Raw genomic sequence first — 22,879 nt, forward strand, 5'->3', positions numbered from 1 at the left:
CCCTCGCTCGATGTTGTTCTGCTCGTGCGCGGGCACGGGGGAAGGGCGTTCCGGTCACAGTTCGCCCGTGCCGCAGCGGATGTCACACGCGTGCGGTCGGCAATACCCCCAGGCGGGGCAGTCCTCCCCCTTGGCCACGCACCAGCATGGTGAAGCGAAATCGATCTTACGTGCTACCTACAGCCGGTCGACGCGGGGCTCGAAGCCCCGTACGCGCGCTGTCCGATTTCCGGACGCGATGTCCCGATGGAGAGGGTTTGGCGTTTCCCTCAGCACATCACCCCGAGTCGATGCGCGAGGTTCGCATGTTTCGGTTCTCACACTTGCGGAACATCGACACTCCAGTGGCGATGAATCAGCGGGATTCACCCGGTTTGCGTCGGTCCAACAAGCCCAATCGCCCCCATTCCGCAGGGAGTTTGCGAATATCCGGGGGATCGCACATGTGATCTACTTGCGTGAACTCACGGGGCGTCACAGTGCCCCCGTCCTCCTGCACCCAAGGAAGTCCGTGGCGATATCGCGTGCCCGCAAGGCACTTTTCACCAGTCTCGTCGGAACGACGGCGGCCCTCGCCGGAAGCGCGAGCATCGGCGTCGCGTACGCGGGCCCCCAGTCCCCCGCGGCCGCCTCGGCGACCGCATCCGCGACCGAGATGCCCGTCACTGCCGAGGACCTCTCCTACCCGGATGCGGCCCGGATCCTCGCCGAGCAGAAGATCACGCTCAAGCGCGGCGACGGCCACATCGTCTTCGTCGACTGCGCGGCCGGAACCCCCGACATCGAGGTCAAGTCCCGCATCGCGCAGAAGAACTTCTGCTTCGACGTCATCGGCAACAAGGGCTGGCTCACCCTCGAACTCCCCGACGCCTTCGGCATCTGGACCGAGGCCTATCCGGTCCAGGCCAAGATCACCGCAGATGGCCAGGAAACCGTCGTCAATGCGCCCGCCAACGACTACAAGCCGTTCGGCGAGGCCGGCGACTCCGGTGCTCCCTCGGTCCTCGTCGAGCTCCGCGTCAACGGCACCGGCGGGGAAGCACCTGCTCCCATCGATCCCCCGGCCCAGCTCCCCTTCGCCGCCAAGATCGACATGGGCGACCAGGGCTCCTGCACCGGAACGCTCGTCTCCCAGCGCTGGGTCCTGACCGCGGCCACCTGCTTCGCCGCCAACGGGAAGCCCGCGGCCGGCAAGCCCGCAGTCGCCACCACCGTCACCGTCGGGCGCCCCGACCTGGCGCAGACCGCGACCGGTGGCGTGCGCACGGCCGTGCAGCTCGTCCCGCACCCCGACCGCGACCTCGTCCTCGTGAAGCTGAACACCGGCATCGCCGGCGTCAAGCCCGTCGCGCTGGCCTCGGCACCCGTCACGGCCGCCCAGGCCGTCACGGCAGCCGGCTACGGCCGGACGAAGACCACCTGGGTCCCCAACACCCTGCACGCCGGCGCCTTCAACGCCACCGGCGACAGCTCCGCGAACGTCTCGCTGACCCCGTCCGGCGAAGGCCTGATCTGCCAGGGCGACGCCGGCGGCCCCGTACTGCGCGCGGTCGGCCAGACTCAGGAACTCGTCGCCGTCACGAGCAGGTCCTGGCAGGGCGGCTGCCTCGGCACCCCCGCCACCGAGACCCGCACCGATGGCGTCTCCACCCGCGTGGACGACGTACGCACCTGGATCACCAGCAACGCCAATCCGGTCGCCGGCGACATGACCGGCGACAACCTGCCCGACATGGTCGCCGTTGACGACGAGGGCAAGCTGCGCCTCTACCCCGGCAACGGCGCCGGAGGCCTCGGGTCGATGGTGCTGATCGGCACCGGCGGCTGGGGCGGCGCACAGGTCACCCACCGCGGTGACTGGACCGGTGACGGCATGGAGGACATCGTCGCCGTCGTCGGCGGTGAGCTGCGTGTCTACCCCAACCGCGGTGACGGCACCCTCGGCGCCCCCGTCAAGATCGGCACCGTGCCCACCTCCGCCCGTGTCGTCGGCATCGGCGACTCCACCCGTGACGGGCAGCCCGATCTCGTCGTCGGCTACGACGACAAGCTCTGGATCTACCCGGGTGTCGTCGGCACCACGCCGAAGCACGGCACCCCGATCCAGGTCGGCACCTCCGGCTGGAACGTCATGACCCTCAGCGCTCCGGGCGACGCCAACAAGGACGGTCGCCCCGACCTGCTCGCCCGTGACACCCGTGACGGCATCCTGTACGTCTACCTCGGCCAGCCCAACGGATCCTTCGGTGACCGCACCGAGTTCGGCCGCGGCTACACCGTCGCCAACCGGCCCCTCATCGCCGGCGCCTCGGACGCCAACCGCGACGGCGTCGCCGACATGTGGGCCACCGCCGGCGACGGCACCCTGAAGTTCTACAAGGGCGGCGCCGACATCCACGGTCCCATCGACGGCCCGAGCATCCAGGTCGGCAGCGGCGGCTGGGGCGCGATCAAGTCCATCAGCTAGCTCCGGACCGCCCGCATCCGCTTGATCCGGGCCGGAGACACGGGGCCTGTTGTTTTCCCCCGGCGATCAGCCAGGGGGAAACCGGCAGGCCCTCTCCGCGTTGATGAGGAACTCTCGACCGGTTGAGACTTTCGTGAGACTCCGGCCGTTCCTCCCGCCCGTAACGTCATTGGTGTCCGCCTCTGACGTCAGGGGGCAGAGGTCCACCCAAACGGGTGTCAGGGATAGTGAGGGGAATCAACATGATGCGACGGATGCGTACCGGCCTGCTCGGGGGAGCGCTCGGCCTGGGTGCGATGCTGCTCGCGGCCGTTCCGGCTTCGGCGGCGCCCGCGTCGGCCGACACGCAGGGAAAGGTCCAGCTGGTGGCCGACGCAGCCACCGCTCAGGCGGCGGCTGCGGCCTCCGACTGCCACTACGGCGGGTACATCATCTACTCCGACGGCAGGGTGGTGCACGTCATCGTCTGCGGTGAGTGACATCCTCGGTTGACGAGTCGCTCCGGGAGATCTCAGGCTCTCCCGGAGCGATCGGAATTCCCTCTTCAGCGCTGCCCGACCCCTAGCATCGTCCCGTGCGCAACGGTGGCCGATGGGCGGGGGTCCTGGCATGGAACGAGCATCATCCGAGTCCGCGTTACCGAACGCAGGGCAGGAGGACGTCCGGGACCGGGTGACGGAGCTGCTCGCGGGGGCGGGCGGGGTCGCGGTCGTCGACGTCGTCGGCCCCCTGGGGTCCGGGAAGAGCACCATCCTCACCGAACTCGCCGCCGGACGGCCCGTCATCAGCGCCCACCGAAACGACCTGAGTGCCGCCATGCGCGAGGCTTCCGGCAGCAGCCCGCGCCCCGTCGTGTACATCGACGACGCCGACGTGCCCGGCTTCAGGGGAATGCTTCGGGAGCAACTCCTCCTGGCCGGGGCGGACGTGAGCGTGGTGCTGGCGAGCAGGCACCCGATACCCGACACTTCCACCGTGCTCGTCCCGCGGTGGACGGACGAGCAGGTCCGCGAACTGGCGGTGGCCCTCGGCGTGACGGCCGGACTCGACCTCGTGGTGGCGTTGGCCGGTGGGCTGCCACTGATCGCGGCTGGGCTGAGCCGGGCGCTGCTCGCGCCGACACCGCCGGAGGTGCCGGGGGCCGTAGCCGACCGGGCGCTGCGCGAGATCCTGGCCGATGTCCCCCTGGACCGGCACCTGTCGGACGTACTGGAAGTACTGGCCGCCGTCGGGCGGGGAGACGAGGAACTGCTGGCCGGCCTGGTGGAGCCACCGGACGGCCCGGACTGGTTCGCCGCGCTCACCGACCTCGCGCTGATCACGGCCACCGAGTGCGGTCCGGCGGTGGTCGAGCCGTACCGGTCCCTCCTCGACCTGCGGTACCGCTGGCGTCGCCCGGTCGCACACCGCGCCGCGATCACCCAGGCCGCATCCCGCAACCTCCGCCTGCTGGACACGACCGCCGACGAAACCCGCCGGCAGGCCCTCGCAGAGCACTCGCTGTATCTGACGGACGACCCGGTCGTGCGTCGGACGCTGTTCCCGCCCGCGCCGAGCATGCCGACCGTACGGCAGGCCCGGCCCGCCGATCACGAGCGGATCCTCGCCCTGGCCGGCCAGTGGGCGCGTCGCGGCGGCCACAGCACCGCCCGTACCGGACGGCTGCTCGACGGTTGGCTCCGGCACACCCCCGACGGATTCCGCGTGGTGTGCGACCCGGACGACCGACCCATCGGCATGAGCTACACCCCGATGCTCACCGACCGGTCGGTGGCCGTGATCGAGCCGGTGACCCGCCAACACACCGACTGGCTGGCCGACAAGGCCGGCGGGGCCTTCATCGGGATGGCGGCGTGCGAGGACGGACACCCGGAGGCGCACGCAGCGCTGTTGCGCCGGATCCTGGCGGACGGCATCGGCAAGCGGCGGATGGTGGTGGCCACGCCGTCGCCCGACTACCAGCAACTGGTACGCAGGCTCGGCTTCGGTTTCGTCGGCACGGCACGGCACGAGATGTCCGACGGCGGACCGTCCGCGGAGATCCACGAACTGGCGTTTCCGACACCGGACGGCCTGAGCGCCTGGCTGGGCCGGATCGCCGCCAGCGGCCTGGCCGGGTCCCTCCCGCCGAACCTGCGGTGGTGCGTGGCGGAGGTCCGCAAGGCGCTGGGACTCCTCCACGATCCCGTTCGACTGGCCCGGAGCGCCCTGTTGGCCTCGGCGGCGGCCTCGACCCCGAAGGAGTTGCGCCGGGTGTTGGTCGACGCGATCGGTGACCTGATCGCCTCGGACGATCCGCGCACCGCCCAGGCGGGCCGGATCCTGGACGCCTACTACGTGCGCCGCCGGTCCGACCACGTGGGCGTGGCGCACCGCCTGCACCTGAGCCGGGCCACGTACTTCCGCCGGCTCGACCACGGCCTGACCCGGATCGCCGAGCAGATGCTCGTCCGGTACGGCACGACATGACCGCCGGACTTCCAAGGGCGGCCGGGCCTTCTGCAAAGCCGAGGGAGGCGGTGCGGCCCTGCGGGGTGCGGGGGTAGAAACGCAGGATGCCGGTGGTGCTGGTGCCACCCGGGAGGGTGGCCCAGATGTCGGGGGACTCCTGGCCGGCCGTGGGGGCGAACTGGCGGTAGCCGCCCTCTTGGTCTACGGCCTTGCCCTGGCCGTTGCCGCCGGAGGCGATGCGCAGGACGCTCGCCGCGTCCCAGCCGGACGGTGCGTACTCGGCGACGCGTGCCGATGGCGAACTGGGTGCCGCCGTATCGGCCCACCAGGTCGGGGATGCCGTCGCCGTCGCCGTCACCGGGAGAGACGACGTCGTACGCGAGTACGACGCGGCGAACAGCCGGTTCGTCTCGGTCGACCCGGCCATGGACCTCACTGACCCGCAGCAGCTGAACGGCTACGCGTACGCGAGCAACAGTCCGGTCACGCTCAGCGACCCGACCGGCCTGTACGCCTGCTCACGGCGTCTTGGCCAAGAACCGCTGGGCGGGCGTGACCGCTGACGTATCAGGTATAGACAACTCGCCTTGGGTAGAGGAGAGTTCGGCGCGCTCCGGCGATCGCCAGGGCCGGTCGACCGCTCGGATTCCGACCGATGACGGCAGTCCTTCCACATTCCCGACAAGGAGTTCCCTGTGCGCAAGCCTGTGAATGCACTGCTCGCGACGCTCATAGCGCTGAGCGGCAGCCTGATCACGCTCGCCTCGGCAACCTCGGCTACAGCAGCCACCCCGACGTGCAACTGGAGCGCCTCGTACTACGGGGCCTGGGTGCCCAACTACGGGACGACCAGCGTCAACGTCAACTGCAACATGATCAAGGGCGTCAACAGTGTCGCGGTGGGCACTCTGCAGGAGACCCTCAACATGTGTTACGGCGAAAACCTGGTGGTGGACCGGGACTTCGGATCCGCGACCCGAGCCGCGCTGGTCCGCGCCCAGCAGAAGGCCGGCACTCCCGCAGATGGCGAGTACGGGCCCAACACCAGGAAGGCCATCAAGCACAAGCCGGTGAGCGGCAGTACGTGCGTCCGCGTCCCCTAGCCAGTAGCCAGCGCGGCGGCCGCCGTGGGAACGCCCCGGAGCATGACCGGTCCGGGGCGTTTCCCCAACGGGACCGAGGGGCGGCCGCAGCGCTACATCGAAACCACCACGCTGTCCGAGCGCCGGCGCCCTTCGCGGCGGGTTGATCAGGTGGGACCGGAGAAGGATGCGGCGTAACTCTCGGCGGAGTGTGCGGTCGAGGTCCTATCAGCGACCAGACGGCCTCGACGGAGGTTCGGATCAGGCGCGCATGGCGGGAGCCGAACGGTGGCGAGCCAGTGATGCTCGGCCTCGTTCCGTTTCAGCCCCGCGACCAGATGGGTGTTGAGATGGTCCCAGACCACCACGATCGGGCCGCCGAGCTGAATGCGCGCCCGCGCCAGCAGGTCGCAGTGACCCTTCCAGGAGAAGCTCTTGCGTGCATCCTTGAGCGACGGACGCCGTAGCCACCAAGGGTGTTGCAAAAGTCCTGGCCGCCTACTGTCTGGCATCGATGGGGGCATCGTTGTCAGTGGTGCTGTGCATGATCGGCACGTCAGCCTTTCGCGGAGTAGGGAAGCATTGTGCCGATCACAAACCAGCAAGCAGTGAGACACGCCTTCCTGCGGCAGATGTACGACGACTCGTACTTCCCTGATCACGTGGTCGATCAGGGAAAGGCGATCCTGCTGCGGCTGTGCGAACGCGTTGAGGCCGAGCAGCCGTCGGACCTGGAGGCCTTGTATGCGCTCACGCAGGCTGCGACGGAGGAGTTCAACCTGCTGGAGAGGGAGTTCGTGGCGGCCGGAAGCGAGATCGAGACGGTTGCGCGTGAGGGGATCTGTGACGAGTTCTACTTTGTCGCGCAGGCATACGGGTTCATGGACGCGGATGCGGAGGATCTGACTTCCGGCCGGGACTGGTGAACGAGGACGGGAAGGCCGCCTCGGGTCGAAGCCGCATTCCTCTCAGCGGAAGTCCGCAGCGTGGTCCACCGCCCACTCCCGGAAGGACCGGGCCGGGGTACCAGTGATGCGCTCCACCTCGTCGTTGACCGGCTCAGGATTGTCGAGCATCTCCGCCTGGGCCGGCAACACGGCCTCCACCAGCTCTGCCGGGTAGCCTGCGGCCTTCATCTGCTCGACGGCCTCGTCCAGTCCGATTTCCTCGAACCGCACCGGCCGCCCGATGGCCTCACCGATCAGTGCCACCTGCCGTTCCTGGGTGATCAGTTCGCGGCCGGTGATCAGGGGGCGGGCGCCGAGCAGGGCGTCGGTCCTCAGCGCCTCAACGGCGACCGCGGCCATGTCCGCCTCGTGGATCAGCGGGCGGGCCAGCCTCGCCAGTGGCGCCCGTACCGCACCGGTAGTGCGGATCTCCTCCGCCCAGCCCAGAGTGTTGCTCGCGAACCCGGTGGGCCGCAGCGCCGTCCACTCCAGGCCCGACGCCTCGATCAGCCGCTCCAGCTCGGTGTGGAACATGGTGATCGCCTCACCCGGCTTCTCCTCGCCCCCCACCCCGGCCGATGACAGGTACACCACCCGTCGGGCGTGCTTCCCGATCACGTCGATCACGTCCGACGCGCCCTCGGCGCTCAGGAACGGCCACACCAGGAAGACCGAATCGACGCCCTCCAGAGCCGCGTCCAGCGACGCGGGATCACCGAGATCGCCGCGTACCGCCTGCACACCCTCCGGGAAGTCCGCCTCCCCTCTCACCAGCGCCCGCACGGGCACACCCGCCGCGTGCAGTTGGTTCACCACCGCGCCGCCGACCTTTCCGGTCGCGCCGGTCACCAGGATCCTGGGCTGTGTCATCGGAATCTCCTCGTCTCTCTGTTCGATGACACGACTCTCGTACATCAACCAAGGTTCAGGTCAAGCACCGGCCGGGGGTGATGCAGCGCGGCGCCCCTCAGCCGTCAGCCCTCAGCCCTCAGCCCTCAGAGGGCTCGGCTACGTCGATCGCTTCGGACCTTTCGCGACGGATCCGCTCCATCCCCCAGGCGCCGAGCGGCCCGAGCGCTTGGTTGAGCGTGTGTCCGTGCTCGGTCAGGGAGTACTCCACCTTCGGCGGCACCTGGGCATAGACCTCCCGGTGGACGAGGCCGTCCTCCTCCATCTCCCGCAGGTGCTGCGTCAGCATCTTCTCGCTCACTCCCGGCAGGCCACGACGAAGCTCGGCGAAGCGGCGTACGCGATAGGTGTCGAGTTCCCAGAGGATCAGTCCCTTCCACTTGCCGCTCACGACGTCGAGCGCGGCGTCGATGCCGCAGACGTAAGGCCCGCACCTCGGCGTCTTGGCCATCACTGTCCCCTTACTAAAAGGTAAGTACCGCAGAAAATAGTGGGTACTTCCGAGAGTAGATGTGCTCTCCGAGCATGGAGGGGTGAACGAACAACGAAACGCCACCACCACGCAGAACAGTGCAATCACCGTGATCGGGCTCGGCCCGATGGGCCAGGCCATGACCCGCACCCTCCTCACCGCCGGCCACCCGGTGACCGTCTGGAACCGCACGGCCAGCCGGGCCGCCGACGTCGTCGCCGCCGGAGCAGCGTTGGCAGCGACGCCGCGCGAGGCGGTCGAAGCGAGTGACCTAATAATCCTCAGTCTCACCGACTACCAGGCCATGTACGACGTCCTCGACAGCGCCACCGCATCGCTCGCCGGCCGCACGCTGGTCAACCTGAGTTCGGACACTCCCGACCGCACACGCGACGCAGCATCCTGGGCAGCGGGCCACGGCGCCACCTTCCTCACCGGAGGTGTCATGGTCCCCGCGCCGATGGTCGGCACGGGGGCGGCGTACGTCTACTACAGCGGCTGCAACCAGGTGATGGAGAGGCACCTGGCAGCGTTGACACCGCTCGGAACACCGAAGTATCTGGGCGAAGACCCGGGCCTCGCCCAGATGATGTACCAAGCCCAACTCGCGGTGTTCCTCACCACCTTGTCCGCGCTGATGCACGCCACTGCGATGCTGGGTACCGCAGGAATGAAGGCCCAGGAGGTACTGCCGGAACTGCTCGCCTCCGCCGACTCGATCGGCGACATCCTCAGGGCCGGTGAGGACAACCCCGGCACCGCGCTCGATGCCGGGGAGCATCCCGGTGACCTCAGTACGGTCACCATGATGGGTGCGACGTCCGACCACATCGTCGAGACCAGCGCGTCACTCGGCCTCGACCTCGCGCTCCCCCGGGCCGTGCAGGCCCACTACCGACACGCGATCGAGAACGGTCACGGCAGCGACAACTGGACCCGCATCATCGACAGCATCCGAGCACCCGGCCCCCACTGACCCACCCAGGACCGCGCGGTCCGACTCCGGGGCCTGCCCCCGGCGCCGGACCCGGCCATGAGGCACCGCACGCGAAGGCGCTGAACTCGCCTCCGATCCGGGTGTGGCTCTCCCAGGCCATGCGGACGGGATGCAGCGTACGAGCCGTTGCCGCCGCCAGGGTCGACGTACGCGGTGCTACATCAAGCCGGTGCCGGGCTTTGACGTCGGCACTCGTAGACTGTGCGGTCATGACACAACCATGGCCCTTCATCCACCACGTCACCTTCATCGCCTCTGACCTCGAGGCGAGCACCCGCTTCTACACGGCCGCGCTCAAGCCTCTCGGTGTTGCCGGGGAAGCGGCTGACGGCGGAGCGGAGTTCTGGGAAGAGGAGCTGGACACTCCTTCCTTCGGTCTGTACCCCGCGGGCGACGCCACGGTGACCCGGGGCGCACACATCGCGTTCACCGCACGCGACCGAGCCTCAGTCGACACCTTCTATGAGGCTGCCCTGGCCGCGGGTGGCACGTCCCGGCACGAACCCCGGCTTTGGCCTGAGTACCACGCCTATTGCGCGTTCGTTGACGACCCGGACGGCAACAACATCGAAGCCGTGTACAAGGAGCAGTAGTAGGGCAGTTGGGTGTGGCTCTCCATCAAGGAGAGCCACACCCAACTGGTTGCTCGGGCGCCCCCTGGACGGCGGCGCCAGTGAGGCCGAGCTCGCGCACGTTTCCACGAGAGCCGGTCGCCGACCCGGGCCAGGACGAGCTGCGTAATGACTACCCCGCCCCGATCACCGTTGGTGAGGTCATCCACCCGTCCCTCGCCGATGCCTACTGGGCCCTGTCGATCGATAAACCAGAGGTCCGCGAGAGCTGGGAGCACGTCCGCACCGCCGTCATGACCGGCCTGCTGCGCGCCAAGGACAACCAGCATCCCGAGCTGGCCGAGACCCTGCTGGCGACGGGCGACGCCACCGTGATCTACGACGACATGGACTCGGCCTTCTGGGGCGACAACTCCGGCCGGGGTCGCAACTGGACGGGCCGCCTCCTCGAGCTCGTCCGCTCCGAGCTGCACATGCGGCGAGCGGGCATCCCCGGGCTCTGACCGGCTCACGGGGTGCCCGGCCGCGGGGAGAAGCGGCGCGCCCTGGTGGATCCGCATGCTCGCGCTGAAGGCTGCCGTCAGGCCCTCGCCGATCCCGTCGGCGCCGAGAATCGGGGTCCGCGCCGTGAGCAGCCGCCGCATCCGGGCCTACGCGGTGACCGCGGCCGCCCCGGCCCGTGAGCCGAGGAGCGTGACGGAGTCCCGCGCCCCCTGGTGGAACCGGAATTGCTCCGACCGGGGGCTGCCCGGGAGGTGCTCGTCCGTCGGCGCGGCCCTGCGGTAGCTGGCGCTCACTCCGGTCGCGGGCCTCCTCCAGGCTGTTGATCTGCTGTCTACCGTGCTCAGCCACGATCCCCGAATGAAGGAAGTCCATCGAGCAACGGAGTACATGGACATGCGTGGGTTGATCGAGCGGGCGCGCCGGCCGGGCCGGGCGCGGGCTTTAGGGCAGTTGCTGGCGCTGGCCCTGATCGCAGGGCTGTTGCAGGTGCTGCTCCTGCCTGCCGGGCAGGCTGCAGCCGCCGGCGTCGAAGACCACACCGTCGCCACCTGGAACCTGCAGGGCAAGGCGGCTCGGCTCCAGTACACGGTCCCCTACCTGATGCGGGAGAAGCGGCTGGAGCTCATGGCCGTGCAGGAGGCCCCCGAGAGGCGCTCCGTGGGCTTCTTCACCGGCGGAAGGCTGGTGAAGAACGTCGGGGAACGTCACCTGGAGGAGTCGACGTGGAGCGACAACGGGCAGACCTACTACTTGTACTGGGTGGTGAACGCCGAATCCACGGACCGGGGGGTCGGAATCGTCACGACGGTTCGGCGGCAGGCGGACGATCTGGACGTCGTCGAAATGCCCGGCAACCGAGCGCCCGACTCGACCAGGGGGCGCCGAACGAGGCAGGGAATAGTACCGCGGAAAGACGCATTCCCCTTTCCCTCGGTGGGCGTTCGCGTCGGGACCGAATGGTTCTACGCGATCCATGCGACCAACGGATCGGCGAGGAGCAGGAACAACGCCGCGGGGATCGTCCGGACGATCAATAACCGCAGGCCGGGTGAGCGCTGGGCTGTCCTGGGCGACTGGAACCGTCATCCCTCCAACGGGAGTGACAAGTTCGCCGCCCGGGACCTCCGGACCGAGAACCCACTGGAGCAGCAGATCGACAACGATCCCGCGGGCGTCCGCGTCGTCTACAGCAATCAACGCACGCACCGAAAGTCCCAGCCGGTTGTGGGCGGGGCAAAGGGCGAGACGGAGATCGTGGACTTCAACGAGCTCGACTACCTCGTGAGCAACGACGCCGGTGCGGGCTACGCGGCGACCCGGATGGACGGCCCACTGGGGTCGGACCACTATCCGGTCGTGTTCTCGCGGAACGCCGTCGACCCCGCCGTGGCCTGTCCCCTCGCGCCTGTCCAACCTCTCCGATTCCGAGCCGAGTCGAGTGCCACCGCCGGAGGCCTCTGCGAGGAGACCCCCGAAGAGGAGACTCCCGACGTCGAACCGGCCATCGTCTCGATGGGCGACAGCTACATCTCCGGTGAGGGCGGCCGCTGGGCGGGCAACGCGCTCACCAAACAGGAGGGGGACGTCTGGGGAACGGACCGGCGCTCGCGTTGCGCGGACAGCTCGCAGGACTGCGTGTACGACACGACGTCCTACGACAACGGCGGCAACCGGTGCGACCGTTCCGACGTGGCCCCTATCAAGGGGGCGGAGTTCGAGGACGTCCCCGTCGAACGGCGGTTCAACATCGCCTGCTCGGGTGCGACGACGAAGGACATCCTCTCCGACTCGCGCAACAACGAGAAGCCCCAGATCCAGCAGTTGGCCGACCTCGCCCGCACCCATGACATCGGGATGGTCGTCGTCTCCATCGGCGGCAACGACCTGAATTTCTCGGGCATCATGACGGCGTGCGCCCAGGCCTTCTTCAGTACCGCTCTGAATTCCTCCTGCAAGCCGGACGGGGAGAGGCAGTTCGCCGGCAGGCTCAACACAGTGCGGACCGATGTCACCAGGACGTTGACCGCGATCCGCGGCGTGATGTCGGCCGCCGGCCAGTCTGACTACCAACTGGTGCTCCAGTCCTACCCCAACCCGCTTCCCGCCACGAACGACTTCCGCTACGCACAGGGCGTGATGACCAGCGACCGGTTCAGCAAGGGCGGATGCCCCTTCCGTGACGTCGACGCGGACTGGGCCCGCAACTCGGTGGTGCCCCGCATCACCGACATGCTGCGGCAGGCCGCCGGGACCGTCGGGGCGAAGTTCCTGAACGCGCAGGACGCCTTCGCCGGGCACGAGTTGTGCGCGAAGACGGCGGAGCAGGCGACGAGCTCCAACAGCAGCGCGGCTCCGCTCCCGGCGGCGAAGGCCGAGTGGGTGCGCTGGGTGCCGTACGTTCCCGGTTTCGGGTGGGCCACCCCCACCGCGCAGGGCGATGTCCAAGAGGCCGTCCACCCCAACGCCTTCGGGCAGCAGGCGCTGTCGCAGTGCCTGACCGGGTTCGCCAAGGCAGCGTCCGACCCCGAGCAGTACGTCTACAACTGCGCCGGTTCGGGCGATGGCATGACGGTCACTCCGGATGCCTCCACGGTACGGGAAGGCATCATCCGGCTACGGAACGTCCGCACGGGCGAGGTGCTGGACTCCGAGGGGAACGGCGACGACGACTACCTCGTCACCCGCCCGGACGACGGGCGGGCCAGCCAGCGGTGGCTGCTCCACAGCACCGGCTCCAAGATCTCGCTGCAGGCGCAGCACAACGGACGCTACTTGGGCGTGTGGAACAACGTCCTCAGCAACAGGAACTGGGCGTACCTCGGCGGCAAGGAGCTCGGCTGGAGGTTGACTCGGGGCGGAGACGACCGGGTCACCCTGTGGCAGGAGGGGATGGGGTTCAAGGGCAGCGGCGCATGCCTGACGCAGGACCCGGGGAGGCGGTCCGACGACACGAACTGGGTCGGCATCGAAACCTGCGGCGGCTCCGACGGGAGAGCGGACTGGCACATCGAGTATCCCGGGGACGTGATCATCACCCCCCCGCGACCCCGACTCCGGCACCGATCCGCGCGAGGGCCAGCAGGTGGAGCTGCGTTCGGGCACGGGCATGGCCGTGGATCTGAGCGGTAGCAACACCGCCGGCGGGACGAGCGTCCAGGCCTACGCGCCCAACGGCAGCGGTGCCCAGCGCTGGGTGATGCGCTCGCTCGGCGGCGGCAACTGGCGGATCACGGCCTCGGCGAAGCCGGACATGGCCGTGGACCACGACCCCGGGCCGCACACCACCCACCTCATGGCGACCCAGGAGGGCAACGCCAACCAGGTGTGGCAGCCGAAGAGCACCGGCACCGGCTGGTACACGCTGGTCAGCACCACCGACGGCGGCTGTCTGACCGCCGGCGGCGCGGGCGAGGCGCTGGCGGTGGCGGCCTGTGACGCGGACAACCAGGCCCAGCGGTGGAAGTTCCGGGAGACCGGGACGGGCACGGAGGTCGGTACGATCCGCGGGCTGGCGGGCAAGTGCGTCGAGCCGCTCGGCGGAAGGCGGGACGACCGGACGCCCGTCCGGCTCACGGACTGCTCCGGCTCCGACGGCCAGGCCTGGACGGTGTCGGCCGACGGCTCGCTGCAGTCGCTGGCCAAGTGCCTGGACGTGGACGGTGGCCGTGCGGACAACGCGACGGCCGTGCAGTTGTACGCGTGCAACGGCTCTCCCGCCCAGAAATGGATCTACACCGCGCGCCAGGAGCTGCGCAACCAGGCCTCGGGCAAGTGCCTGGACGTCCCGGGCTCGGACATCGGCCGGCCGCTGCAGATCTACGACTGCAACCGGAGCGAGGCCCAGAAGTGGCAGCTGTCCGCCCGTCCGGTGGGCCAGCCCGACGGGGGTGACGCGGGCGACCCGTTCGACGGCTCGCCGGACAGCCGCGGCACCAAGCCGGCCGCCTCGGGCGACTGCCGGCCCGAGGGCATGACGCCCACCCCGGGCGTGGCGGCGCGGTACTGCGACGTGTACGACGGCGCGGGCCGCGAGTGGGTCGGCCAGGACCGCACCCGGCGCGTGGTGGGCTACTTCACCGGCTGGCGCGCCGGCGTGAACGGCGACCCGAAGTACCTGGCGTCGAACATCCCCTGGTCGAAGGTCTCGCACGTCAACTACGCGTTCGCCGACGTACGCGACAACCGGATCAGCGTCGGCGACCCGAGCGACCCCGCCAATCCGGCGACCGGCATGACCTGGCCGGGGGAAAAGAACGCCATGGACGCCTCGCTGCCGTACAAGGGCCACTTCAACCTGCTGAACACGTACAAGAAGAAGCACCCGGCGGTGAAGACGCTGATCTCGGTCGGCGGCTGGGCGAGCACCCGGAACTTCTACGCGATGACCACCAACGCCGACGGATCGGTGAACCAGGCCGGCATCGACACGTTCGCGGACTCCGTCACCGCCTTCCTGGACCGCTACGGGTTCAACGGCGTAGACATCGACTACGAGTACCCGACCGCCCTGCCCAACACCGGCAACCCGCTGGACTGGGATGTCTCCAACCCGCGCCGCAAGGGCCTCCAGCAGGGCTACAACGCGCTGATGAAAACCCTCCGCGAGCGGCTCGACCGGGCGGGCGCCGATCAGGGCCGCTACTACCTGCTGACCTCCGCGGGCTCCTCCTCCGGCTACCTGGTGCGCGGGCTGGACGCCGGGCAGGCGCTCCAGTACCAGGACTTCGTCAACGTCATGACCTACGACCTGCACGGCTCCTGGAACAGGTTCGTCGGCCCGCAGGCCCCGCTGTACGACGACGGGCGGGACAGTGAACTCGCGGACGCCGGCATCTACAACGACCAGGCGCCCGACACCAAGGACTTCCAGAAGGAGGGCTACTTCAACGTCGACTGGGCCTACCACTACTACCGCGGCGCCCTGCCTGCCGGCCGGATCAACCTCGGCATCCCGTACTACTCCCGCGGCTGGCGCGACGTCCAGGGCGGCACGGACGGGCTGTGGGGCACGGCCACGATGCCGGACCAGGCCCAGTGCCCGCTGGGCACGGGCGGGCGGGGCCCGGTCAACGCACAGTCCTGCGGACTGGGAGCGGTCGGGATCGACAACCTGTGGCACGACCTGGAGAACGAGCGCGAGGTCGGCGCCGGGTCGAACCCGCTGTGGCACACCAAGAACCTCCAGGACGGCCGGACCCCCGGCTACCTGCGGTCCTACGGCGTCGACACCGGCCTGCCGAGCGGACAACTCACCGGCACGTACGCGGAGAAGTACTCGGACGCCCTCCAGTCGCCCTGGCTGTGGAACAACACCAAGAAGGTGTTCCTGTCCACCGAGAACGAGAAATCCCTCGACGCCAAGGCCCGCTACATCGTCGACAAGGGCATCGGCGGCGCGATGATCTGGGAGCTGGCGGGCGACTACGCCCAACGCCCGGGCGGGGAATGGGGAATGGGTTACGACCTCACCACCCGTCTGGACAATGCCTTCAAGGGCGCAGGCGCCACCAGCAACACCAAGGCCGGCGGGAGGCCGCAGCCGACCGAGGTGATCGACGTCAAGGCCGAACTGGTGGAATTCCCCACCGGGGAGAACGACTTCTACCCCATCCAGCCGAAGCTGCGGATCACCAACAACTCCGGCGTCACCCTCGCCCAGGGCACTGAGATCTCCCTCGACCTGCCCACTTCGACGCCACCCGTCGTCAAGGACAACGACTACAAGGAGATGAAGGGCCTCGTCCCCGGCCATACCGGCCCCAACACAGGAGGCCTCAAGGGGGACTTCCACCGGCTGACCCTCACCGTCGGCTACTGCGAGGACCTGTCGCCGGGCAAGTCCCGGGACATCGACCTGAAGTACTACCTGCCGATCACCGGGCCCGCCAACGTCACCTTCCGGATCGGCGGCCGGGAGTACGGCTCGACCGGCGAGCAGCGCCGCGACGTCCGGACGGTCGCACCGCCCGCCCCCGCGGTCGGCAGCTCCTGCCAGGCGCCGGACTGGAAGCAGGGCCAGGTCTACCGGCCGGACGGCGGACGGTTGTGGCGGATGTACGACAAGGGTGACAAGGGCTGGATGTTCGAGTACGGGGACAGCCAGGCAGGGAAACCCATGATGATCGACAACTTCTCCGACCAGTCCCGCGCACACCTCGTGGAACTGATGGACCAGAACCCTAACCAGTACTGGCGGATCCAGGACGCGGGCGGCGGCCAATACACCATCGCCGGCGGCGGCAGGTGCCTGACAGCCTCCGCTTCCCGGCAGGACCTCGCCTCGCTCCCGTGCGACGGGCGCAACGAGCAGAAGTGGCGGCTCATTCCGATCGCGGACAACGGCAGTGAAGGAGCCCCCGGCGGGCCGAAGCACAACGGCGTGTTCAAGCTCCGCTCCACCACCGGCAACGACATCGAAGTGTCCGGCGGCTCGACTGCCCGGGAAACCCACCTCATCACCGGCGACCCGGCCGCCTCGACAGCCGCGTTCGTGAAGTACCAGGGCTACTACTGGCACGCCCAGTGGTACACCATGGTCGCCCCCGGCACGGCGGAGGCCAACGGCGGCCGGCCCTGGAAGCGGCTGAGCCCGACGCCGTAGCCCCGGGAAACCACACGCCGTGAGCCGGCCGGGCACCGCGTTCCCGCGGCCCCGGCCGGCTCTTCAGTCCCACGCGGCCGGACTCTGACGGCCGCGGCCGGGTCGGCGAGACCGCTTCCTGGTTGTGGTCTTCCGACCGCGAATCAACAACATCGCGCAAGGACCGCTCCGCGGATAGTCCGGGAACGAATCCACGGGCAAGTGGTCGTGGTACAGGCGGCGGTGCCACCACTCCCCCGGGCCCGCCTCGGGATCGGGCAGCGTTCGACGCCACAGTTCCTCGTCCAAAGGTCGCACGATCAGCTCCAGTTCCCGCCGTGGGCGGGGTGGCAGGAGAGGAAGGATCCGTTCTATGGCGTCCCGGGCCATTGCCGTGTCATCGAAATGTCCTCCGGGGCACGGACAACCGGTGCGTTGGAGATAGAGGTAGCGGCCGGGTTGGGTGAGGAAACAGCGGTACAGACGCAGAGCGGTCTCTGTGCCGAGGCGGAGGTCGGGGTGCTGGCCTTCCACATGATGGATGAGGGCAGTCGTCCGGGGCGACAGCCGCCAGATGCGCCTGGTCGTCGCTCTGACGGGCCTCCATTGCAGCGCACGAAGTGCGCCTGGGCGCTTACGAGGCATGGGCCTTTCGAAGGATGATCATGCACTGAGGCTTCCATGACGCGGCCCGCGATGTCCATACCGTTCCCGGCATTCCGTGGTGTCGCGCGTGCAGGCGATGGCCTGGGCCGGCTGCCCCGTCCGCGGCGACAGGCGGGCGGAAGGAGCAGGCCGGCCCAGGAGGGAAGTGGTGGGTCAGATCTCGCAGTTGGTCTCGGTACCGAGGAAGGGGATGTCTTCCTGGCAGGTGTCGTTGCCCGGGCCGCCGTCCACGGTGCCGGTGGCTTCGGCGCCTTCGTGGATGTTGTCGTTGCCGGCTCCGCCCAGGACCGTACAGGCGTTGGCGTCGGTGATGTCGATGGTGTCGTTGCCGTCCTCGCCTGCCACGGTGCTGAGCGTGCAGGTGAGGAGCGTCAGCTCGTCGCCACCACCTCCGCCGTGGATGCCCCCGACACTGGCCGCAAGGATGTTGATGTTGGCGAAGTCGTCGCCGGTGCCGAGGAACGCATCGTCGGCGAGCACCGATCCGTGAACGATGAACCGGTCCGAGTTCGCGCCGGTGTCGACGAGACCGGAGTTGTTGCCCGTGATCTCGACGAGGTCATCGCCGCCGCCGGTGGCGATCGAGGTGCCGTCGTGGTTGCCGAGGATCCGGACGATGTCGTCGCCGCTGCCGGTGTTGAAGTCGGCCAGGCCGTCCAGGTTCCCCGCCGTGACGAGATCGTTGCCGCCTCCGGTCACCACGCTGCCACCGGCGTTGAGCAGGATGGTGACGGTGTCGTTGCCGCCGAGGCTGTTGATGGTCTGGCCCGGCAGCAGGAACGGGCAGGTGATGTTGTCGGCGCCGTTGGTCTCCGCTCCCGTGCACTGCAAGGGGAGGGCTGAGGCGGTGGTGGCCGACAGGCCGACCAGCCCGAAGGACATGAGCAATACGGTGGCCAGCCAGGCCAGGCCACGGCGCGGCGTGTTCGCGTACATCAGAGTGCTCCTCTCCACAGTCGGCGCGTTCGACCAGGCTCTGTGCGAGGGTTTTCGCTCCGGTCTCACGCCGACCTGCGCTTGAAGTGTGCGCATGGCTCGTCCAGGGGTGGGAGGGCGTACTGGGGTGGCCCCCCGCGCCCAGGCGCCCACGGGCGCCACTCAACGAGACCCCTGGTTCAAGGCAGTACGCCTGGGATGTCCGGCGCGGGCGCGAGGGCTGCGCCGCCATTGAGGCGTGGGCGCGTACTGCCTGATACACGCCCGACAAATACCGCGCATAGCGTTCCGGATGCCGCCGTGCCCCCTCCCCCACACACACGGCCCCGAGCGTCCACCACAGTCTGCGAGCAGCAGCCAGGAAGGCCCCCTACCCCCATGCGTACGACCCCTCGCTCCCTGCGCCGCAGCATCCTCACCACGGCGGCCGCCGCCACCGTCACCCTGGCGTCGGCCTGCAACTCCCCCGCGCCCGACGTCGCTGTCGGCCCGGCCCGGGTCTCCGTACAGGCCGACACCGACAAGGTGTCCCAGCTGACGTACGACCTCGGTGACACCGCTTACGCTCCGCCGGGCCTGGCCGGAGAGCGCACGGAGCTGAAGGCCGCCGTGACGTACCCCCGCCAGTTGGACGGAGGCGGCAAGCACCCCCTGGTGATGGTGCTGCACGGCTGGGCCGACACGTGTCAGGCCGGTGACAAGCCCGTACGCCCGCAGGCATGGCCGTGCGGCGAGAAGGCCCAGCCGGTCGACAACTACCTGGGGTACTCCTACCTCGCCCAGGCCCTGGCCGAGAAGGGCTTCGTCGTGGTGTCGGTGTCGGCCAACGGCATCCAGGCCCACGAGAAGAAGCAGGGAAACGTCGCGCGCGCGGCCCTGCTCGACAGGCACCTGGAGATGTGGCAGCAGCTTTCCGCCGGCGATGGCCCGCTGCGGGAGCTCAAGCAGTTCACCGGCCACGTGGATCTCGACCGGGTCGGCACGCTCGGGCACTCCCGCGGCGGCGGTGGCGTCCTGTCACAGGCCCTGGACAGCCACCGGCTCCCATCCGGAGTGCACATCCGGGGCACGATGGCGCTCGCACCGGCCATGAACGGCATCGACGCCGACAAGGAACGCATCACCCGCGTCCCCGTCTCCGTGGTGGCCGGCACCTGTGACGCCATGTGGGACGCCAGCAAGATCCCCCTCACCATGGCAGCGGGGAACCCCGACGCCGAACACCACGACGTGACCGGTGGCAACCACAACTTCTTCAACACCGTCTGGACACCGGGCAGCGGTCCCGCTTTCGCCTCGGACGACGTCGCCATCGAAAAGCGAAACCGTCCCGAAGGCCGGTGCGAGAGCACGAACGGGACCGGCGAACCCCAACAGCTCACACCCGCCCAACAGCGTGAGATCGCGATCGGCCACACGACAGCGTTCTTCGAGAAGCACCTGCGATGAAGGACGCTCGCATTCCGGCTCCCGTCAGCGCGCCAGACCGTTAGTGCGCCAGGCCGTCGGTGCACCAGACCGTCAGGGCATCGAGCCGTACGGCTCTCGGCGTTCCGTCCGCGCCGATGACGGCTTCGACGAAGTTGTTGTTGTCGCCCTCCCCCACCCGTTCGACCTGGACCTGCCGGTAGTCGCCCCGGGCGAGCCAGGGTGCGATGCCGACCAGTTGCTGGCCCTGGGGCGTCCAGACCCTGAGAGCGAACTGGAGGTCCTGGTCGGGCTTCACGTACACCCGAGCCGTGCAGTAGCGGAAGGCCCGGCCGAACGAGGCCCAGGTGCCCTCGCGAGTCCATCCCCGGGTGGCGGACAGCCGGCCGTTGCCCTGGCCGGTCAGGGCGGTGCCGGTGCCGATCTCGAAGCCGGCCTGACCGTCACCGCCGGTGAGGCGGCCCAACGCGCCGTGATCCGTGCGCGTTCGCGCATGATTCCCCCCGCAGACGTCTGGACGAAGGTTTCGACCGGGCTCGCACCGCCTGTCCCGGCATTCCAAGGCTGGAGCACGCCGAAACGCACACGCCAACTGCCGCGGCTCCGCGGGACGAGGGCCTAGATCGGGCGGCGCCGCGTGGAGAGGGCCATGGAGAGGACCCAGGGGTGCCCAGAGAGGCTTTCGACCTGCTGCCGGGACAGGGAGGCGGTCACGATGGTCCGTCCGGCCTCGGCGTCGGCCACGCCAGCGTCCCGTAGGACCGCCTGCTCGGCGTCGTTGGGCGGGTGTGCCAGCCGCAGGATGACCAGCAGGCCCCGCTCGGTCGATTCGAGGTCCCGGGCGTCAACCGCTGCGGCGAGGGGGGCGTCGAGCTTGCCGTAGTCCACCCCTCGATTGTCACAGAGGCCCGACCGCACCGCCGGTCGGCGCCACGGACACCCCCGGGGGGCGCAGCCGCTCCAGGGAGCCGGCCGCGCCCCCGGCCCACTCGCGTCACAGGCCGGCCGCGTCGATCAGGCCCTGGCCCCACTTCGGGTCGAAGGCGCCCGGTGCGCCGCCCGGGATCTTCGCGGTCGACCGCAGGGCGTCGAGGACCTCCTTGGGCTTCGCGGTGCCGTCCTGTTCCAGCAGGAGCGCGGCCACGCCCGCCACGAACGGGCACGCCATGCTCGTTCCCTGGAGCGCCACGTGCTCACGGTCAATCATGAGGGCCCGCTGCATTCCCACGGCATCCCTCGACAGGGCGGAGACGATCATCGCTCCCGGAGCCGCGATATCCGGCTTCTGCGCACCGTCGCGGCGCGGGCCTTCGCTGCTGAAGGTCGCGATGTCGTTCGCCACCAGCGAGGTCGCCACCCGCTGCACGCCGTCGATGTCGGTCCACGACGTCCGGGTGGTGGCAGCCGCCACCGTGAGGGCCTGCGTGGCCGCACCCGGGGAGCCGATCTTCATCTCGTCACGGGCGAGCGGACCGCTGAACTGCGGTGTCGGCCGCGCTTCCGGGTGCCCGACCATCCATACGTCGGCCCGGCAGGCTCCGTTGGCGACGGAGGCCGCCCGCAGCACCAGCCGCCACGCCTTCAGCGGTGGGGTGCTGCTGAACGCGTCGGGTTCCACGCCCACGATGAAGTTGTGATCCCCGTTGCCGGGGTCGGTGCCGGGGGTGACGATCTGCACGCTCCCGTCGGCCAGCTCGTACGTCTCCTCCGGGCTGCCCGAGGTACGTACGGCCTGGAACGGCGTCGAATCGCCGGCCGGGGACTCGACGGCGACCTCCAGGCGGTCTGCTCCCGGGTACCAGCCGTTCAGCCAGAACACGGCGGAGGAGCCCTGCACCCGTCCCGGATGGCACGGTACTGACCTGACCTCGCCGGACGTGAGCTCGAAGCCGGCGTGGATGTCGTCGTCGCCCTCGTTGCCGGCCGCGCAGCACACGATCCGCCCGGGCCCCGATTCCTCCTCGATGGCCAGGGACATCAGGTCGGTGCCGTCGTGCGGGTCGCCGTGCCCGCCGAGGCTGAGGTTGACGACGGCCGGCAGGCCCAGGTCGCCAGCCACGCGGAACACGTACTGGATCCCGTCGATGATGTGCGCGTCGTCGAAATCGGTCTTCACGGCGACGATCGTGGCTTCGGGAGCGACGCCCTCCGCGCCCGCCGCGATCCCCGCGACGTGCGTGCCGTGTCCGTCGACGTCCCGGGACAGCAGCGGGCCGGCCAGGTCGGCGGCCCGGAACTCCTGGCCGTATCCGCCCTCGGGCACTCCGGAACCGCCCCGCAGGGTCTGGTCCCAGATGCGGTCGATGCGGCCGTCGAAACCGCGGTGACGTGCATCGATGCCGGTGTCGACCACGCCTACGAGCACGCCGCGGCCGGTCAGACCGCTGCGGTTGCGGAAGGCGGGCACGTTGACCTTTCCCAGGGCACGGTCAACGCAGGGGTGCAGCCGGGCGGCGGGCACGATCCTCCGTACGCCGGGCAGAGCGGCCAGGTCGGGGACCGCATCGAGTTCCACGATCGCTGTGCGTACCCGCCGGCCGCCCCCGTTGACGTAGATGCCGTCCACGACCTCGACGCCCGGGACGGGTACGCCTTCCTCGTCCCACACGGTGCCGGGCTCGCACTCCAGGGAGACGACCACGCGCAGCGGCTTTGCCCTCTCCTCCACGGAGACGAGGCCCATCATGCGGGCCGACCGCAGGAGCGGGGTCCGCCTGCGTTCCTCGCGTACGTAGCGCTCGTAGGCCGCGATAAGCGGCGGCGCCACCTTTTCGACTCCCATGGCCTTTCTCCTTCGCCTCCGGGCGTGGGCCGTGGTTTACGAAGTAAACTTATTTCATCCACTTATGCCATATATGTTCCTCCCGA

At 69.2% G+C, this 22,879-nt stretch carries 19 protein-coding genes and 1 pseudogene; 12 read left to right on the forward strand and 8 right to left on the reverse strand.

What is annotated here, in order from left to right; genetic code table 11:
• Positions 1 to 511: 511 nt before the first annotated feature.
• The 5 genes from ACZ7GJ_RS22690 to ACZ7GJ_RS22710 all read left to right on the forward strand — a co-directional run bounded on the left by ACZ7GJ_RS22690 (position 512) and on the right by ACZ7GJ_RS22710 (position 6,021).
• Positions 512 to 2,467, forward strand: coding sequence for a trypsin-like serine protease (locus tag ACZ7GJ_RS22690; RefSeq protein ID WP_470754150.1), 1,956 nt, complete (start codon positions 512 to 514; stop codon positions 2,465 to 2,467).
• Between the two features lie 254 nt (positions 2,468 to 2,721).
• The gene (locus ACZ7GJ_RS22695) at positions 2,722 to 2,946 is read left to right on the forward strand and encodes a hypothetical protein (protein ID WP_470754152.1); all 225 of its coding nucleotides are present in this window, start codon (positions 2,722 to 2,724) and stop codon (positions 2,944 to 2,946) included.
• Positions 2,947 to 3,076: 130 nt separating this feature from the next.
• On the forward strand, positions 3,077 to 4,936 hold the full coding sequence (locus ACZ7GJ_RS22700; RefSeq protein WP_470754154.1) for a hypothetical protein: 1,860 nt from the start codon (positions 3,077 to 3,079) through the stop codon (positions 4,934 to 4,936).
• Positions 4,937 to 5,127: 191 nt separating this feature from the next.
• Positions 5,128 to 5,481 (forward strand): RHS repeat-associated core domain-containing protein, encoded by a 354-nt coding sequence (locus ACZ7GJ_RS22705; RefSeq protein ID WP_470754156.1) that lies wholly within the window; start codon positions 5,128 to 5,130, stop codon positions 5,479 to 5,481.
• Between the two features lie 132 nt (positions 5,482 to 5,613).
• Positions 5,614 to 6,021 carry a peptidoglycan-binding domain-containing protein gene (locus ACZ7GJ_RS22710; protein ID WP_470754158.1) on the forward strand — a complete coding sequence of 136 codons (408 nt, stop codon included), beginning with the start codon at positions 5,614 to 5,616 and terminating at the stop codon, positions 6,019 to 6,021.
• A gap of 141 nt (positions 6,022 to 6,162) precedes the next feature.
• Here the strand turns inward: ACZ7GJ_RS22710 and ACZ7GJ_RS22715 are convergent.
• A pseudogene (locus ACZ7GJ_RS22715) lies at positions 6,163 to 6,452 on the reverse strand (transposase); the annotation flags it as partial.
• 132 nt (positions 6,453 to 6,584) lie between these two features.
• On the opposite strand from ACZ7GJ_RS22715, the gene ACZ7GJ_RS22720 reads away from it, so the two are divergent.
• Positions 6,585 to 6,926, forward strand: a complete 342-nt coding sequence (locus tag ACZ7GJ_RS22720; RefSeq protein WP_470754159.1) for a DUF5713 family protein — start codon at positions 6,585 to 6,587, stop codon at positions 6,924 to 6,926.
• Positions 6,927 to 6,968: 42 nt separating this feature from the next.
• On the opposite strand, the gene ACZ7GJ_RS22725 is transcribed toward ACZ7GJ_RS22720, so the two are convergent.
• Positions 6,969 to 7,817 carry an NAD(P)H-binding protein gene (locus tag ACZ7GJ_RS22725; protein ID WP_470754160.1) on the reverse strand — a complete coding sequence of 283 codons (849 nt, stop codon included), beginning with the start codon at positions 7,815 to 7,817 and terminating at the stop codon, positions 6,969 to 6,971.
• Between the two features lie 118 nt (positions 7,818 to 7,935).
• Positions 7,936 to 8,307, reverse strand: coding sequence for a winged helix-turn-helix transcriptional regulator (locus ACZ7GJ_RS22730; RefSeq protein WP_470754162.1), 372 nt, complete (start codon positions 8,305 to 8,307; stop codon positions 7,936 to 7,938).
• 82 nt (positions 8,308 to 8,389) lie between these two features.
• Here ACZ7GJ_RS22730 and ACZ7GJ_RS22735 point away from each other — a divergent pair, with 82 nt between their 5' ends.
• From ACZ7GJ_RS22735 to ACZ7GJ_RS22745, 3 genes are all read left to right on the forward strand, one after another.
• Positions 8,390 to 9,304, forward strand: coding sequence for an NAD(P)-dependent oxidoreductase (locus ACZ7GJ_RS22735; protein ID WP_470754163.1), 915 nt, complete (start codon positions 8,390 to 8,392; stop codon positions 9,302 to 9,304).
• A 230-nt stretch (positions 9,305 to 9,534) separates the two neighbouring features.
• Positions 9,535 to 9,918, forward strand: a complete 384-nt coding sequence (locus ACZ7GJ_RS22740; RefSeq protein ID WP_470754164.1) for a VOC family protein — start codon at positions 9,535 to 9,537, stop codon at positions 9,916 to 9,918.
• Between the two features lie 80 nt (positions 9,919 to 9,998).
• Entirely contained in the window at positions 9,999 to 10,400 is a 402-nt protein-coding gene (locus ACZ7GJ_RS22745; protein WP_470754166.1) for an NADAR domain-containing protein, read from the forward strand.
• 147 nt (positions 10,401 to 10,547) lie between these two features.
• On the opposite strand, the gene ACZ7GJ_RS22750 is transcribed toward ACZ7GJ_RS22745, so the two are convergent.
• Positions 10,548 to 10,694, reverse strand: coding sequence for a hypothetical protein (locus ACZ7GJ_RS22750; RefSeq protein WP_470754167.1), 147 nt, complete (start codon positions 10,692 to 10,694; stop codon positions 10,548 to 10,550).
• A gap of 100 nt (positions 10,695 to 10,794) precedes the next feature.
• On the opposite strand from ACZ7GJ_RS22750, the gene ACZ7GJ_RS22755 reads away from it, so the two are divergent.
• Positions 10,795 to 13,530: an RICIN domain-containing protein gene (locus ACZ7GJ_RS22755; RefSeq protein WP_470754169.1), complete on the forward strand. Its 2,736-nt coding sequence runs from the start codon at positions 10,795 to 10,797 to the stop codon at positions 13,528 to 13,530.
• Complete coding sequence (locus ACZ7GJ_RS22760; RefSeq protein WP_470754170.1) at positions 13,484 to 17,002, forward strand: glycosyl hydrolase family 18 protein; 3,519 nt, start codon at positions 13,484 to 13,486, stop codon at positions 17,000 to 17,002. Before ACZ7GJ_RS22755 ends, ACZ7GJ_RS22760 begins: the two co-directional genes overlap by 47 nt.
• Positions 17,003 to 17,800: 798 nt before the next feature.
• Here ACZ7GJ_RS22760 and ACZ7GJ_RS22765 read toward each other — a convergent pair.
• Positions 17,801 to 18,583, reverse strand: coding sequence for a hypothetical protein (locus tag ACZ7GJ_RS22765; RefSeq protein WP_470754172.1), 783 nt, complete (start codon positions 18,581 to 18,583; stop codon positions 17,801 to 17,803).
• A 378-nt stretch (positions 18,584 to 18,961) separates the two neighbouring features.
• Here ACZ7GJ_RS22765 and ACZ7GJ_RS22770 point away from each other — a divergent pair, with 378 nt between their 5' ends.
• Positions 18,962 to 20,032 carry an alpha/beta hydrolase family protein gene (locus tag ACZ7GJ_RS22770; protein ID WP_470754174.1) on the forward strand — a complete coding sequence of 357 codons (1,071 nt, stop codon included), beginning with the start codon at positions 18,962 to 18,964 and terminating at the stop codon, positions 20,030 to 20,032.
• A gap of 40 nt (positions 20,033 to 20,072) precedes the next feature.
• Here the strand turns inward: ACZ7GJ_RS22770 and ACZ7GJ_RS22775 are convergent, their stop codons facing one another.
• From ACZ7GJ_RS22775 to ACZ7GJ_RS22785, 3 genes are all read right to left on the reverse strand, one after another.
• Positions 20,073 to 20,477 (reverse strand): hypothetical protein, encoded by a 405-nt coding sequence (locus ACZ7GJ_RS22775; RefSeq protein ID WP_470754175.1) that lies wholly within the window; start codon positions 20,475 to 20,477, stop codon positions 20,073 to 20,075.
• 152 nt (positions 20,478 to 20,629) lie between these two features.
• Positions 20,630 to 20,899, reverse strand: coding sequence for a hypothetical protein (locus ACZ7GJ_RS22780; protein WP_470754176.1), 270 nt, complete (start codon positions 20,897 to 20,899; stop codon positions 20,630 to 20,632).
• Positions 20,900 to 21,005: 106 nt separating this feature from the next.
• On the reverse strand, positions 21,006 to 22,793 hold the full coding sequence (locus ACZ7GJ_RS22785; RefSeq protein WP_470754177.1) for a S8 family serine peptidase: 1,788 nt from the start codon (positions 22,791 to 22,793) through the stop codon (positions 21,006 to 21,008).
• Positions 22,794 to 22,879: the final 86 nt, after the last annotated feature.

The sequence above is a fragment of the Streptomyces sp. NPDC037242 genome (assembly GCF_055604165.1).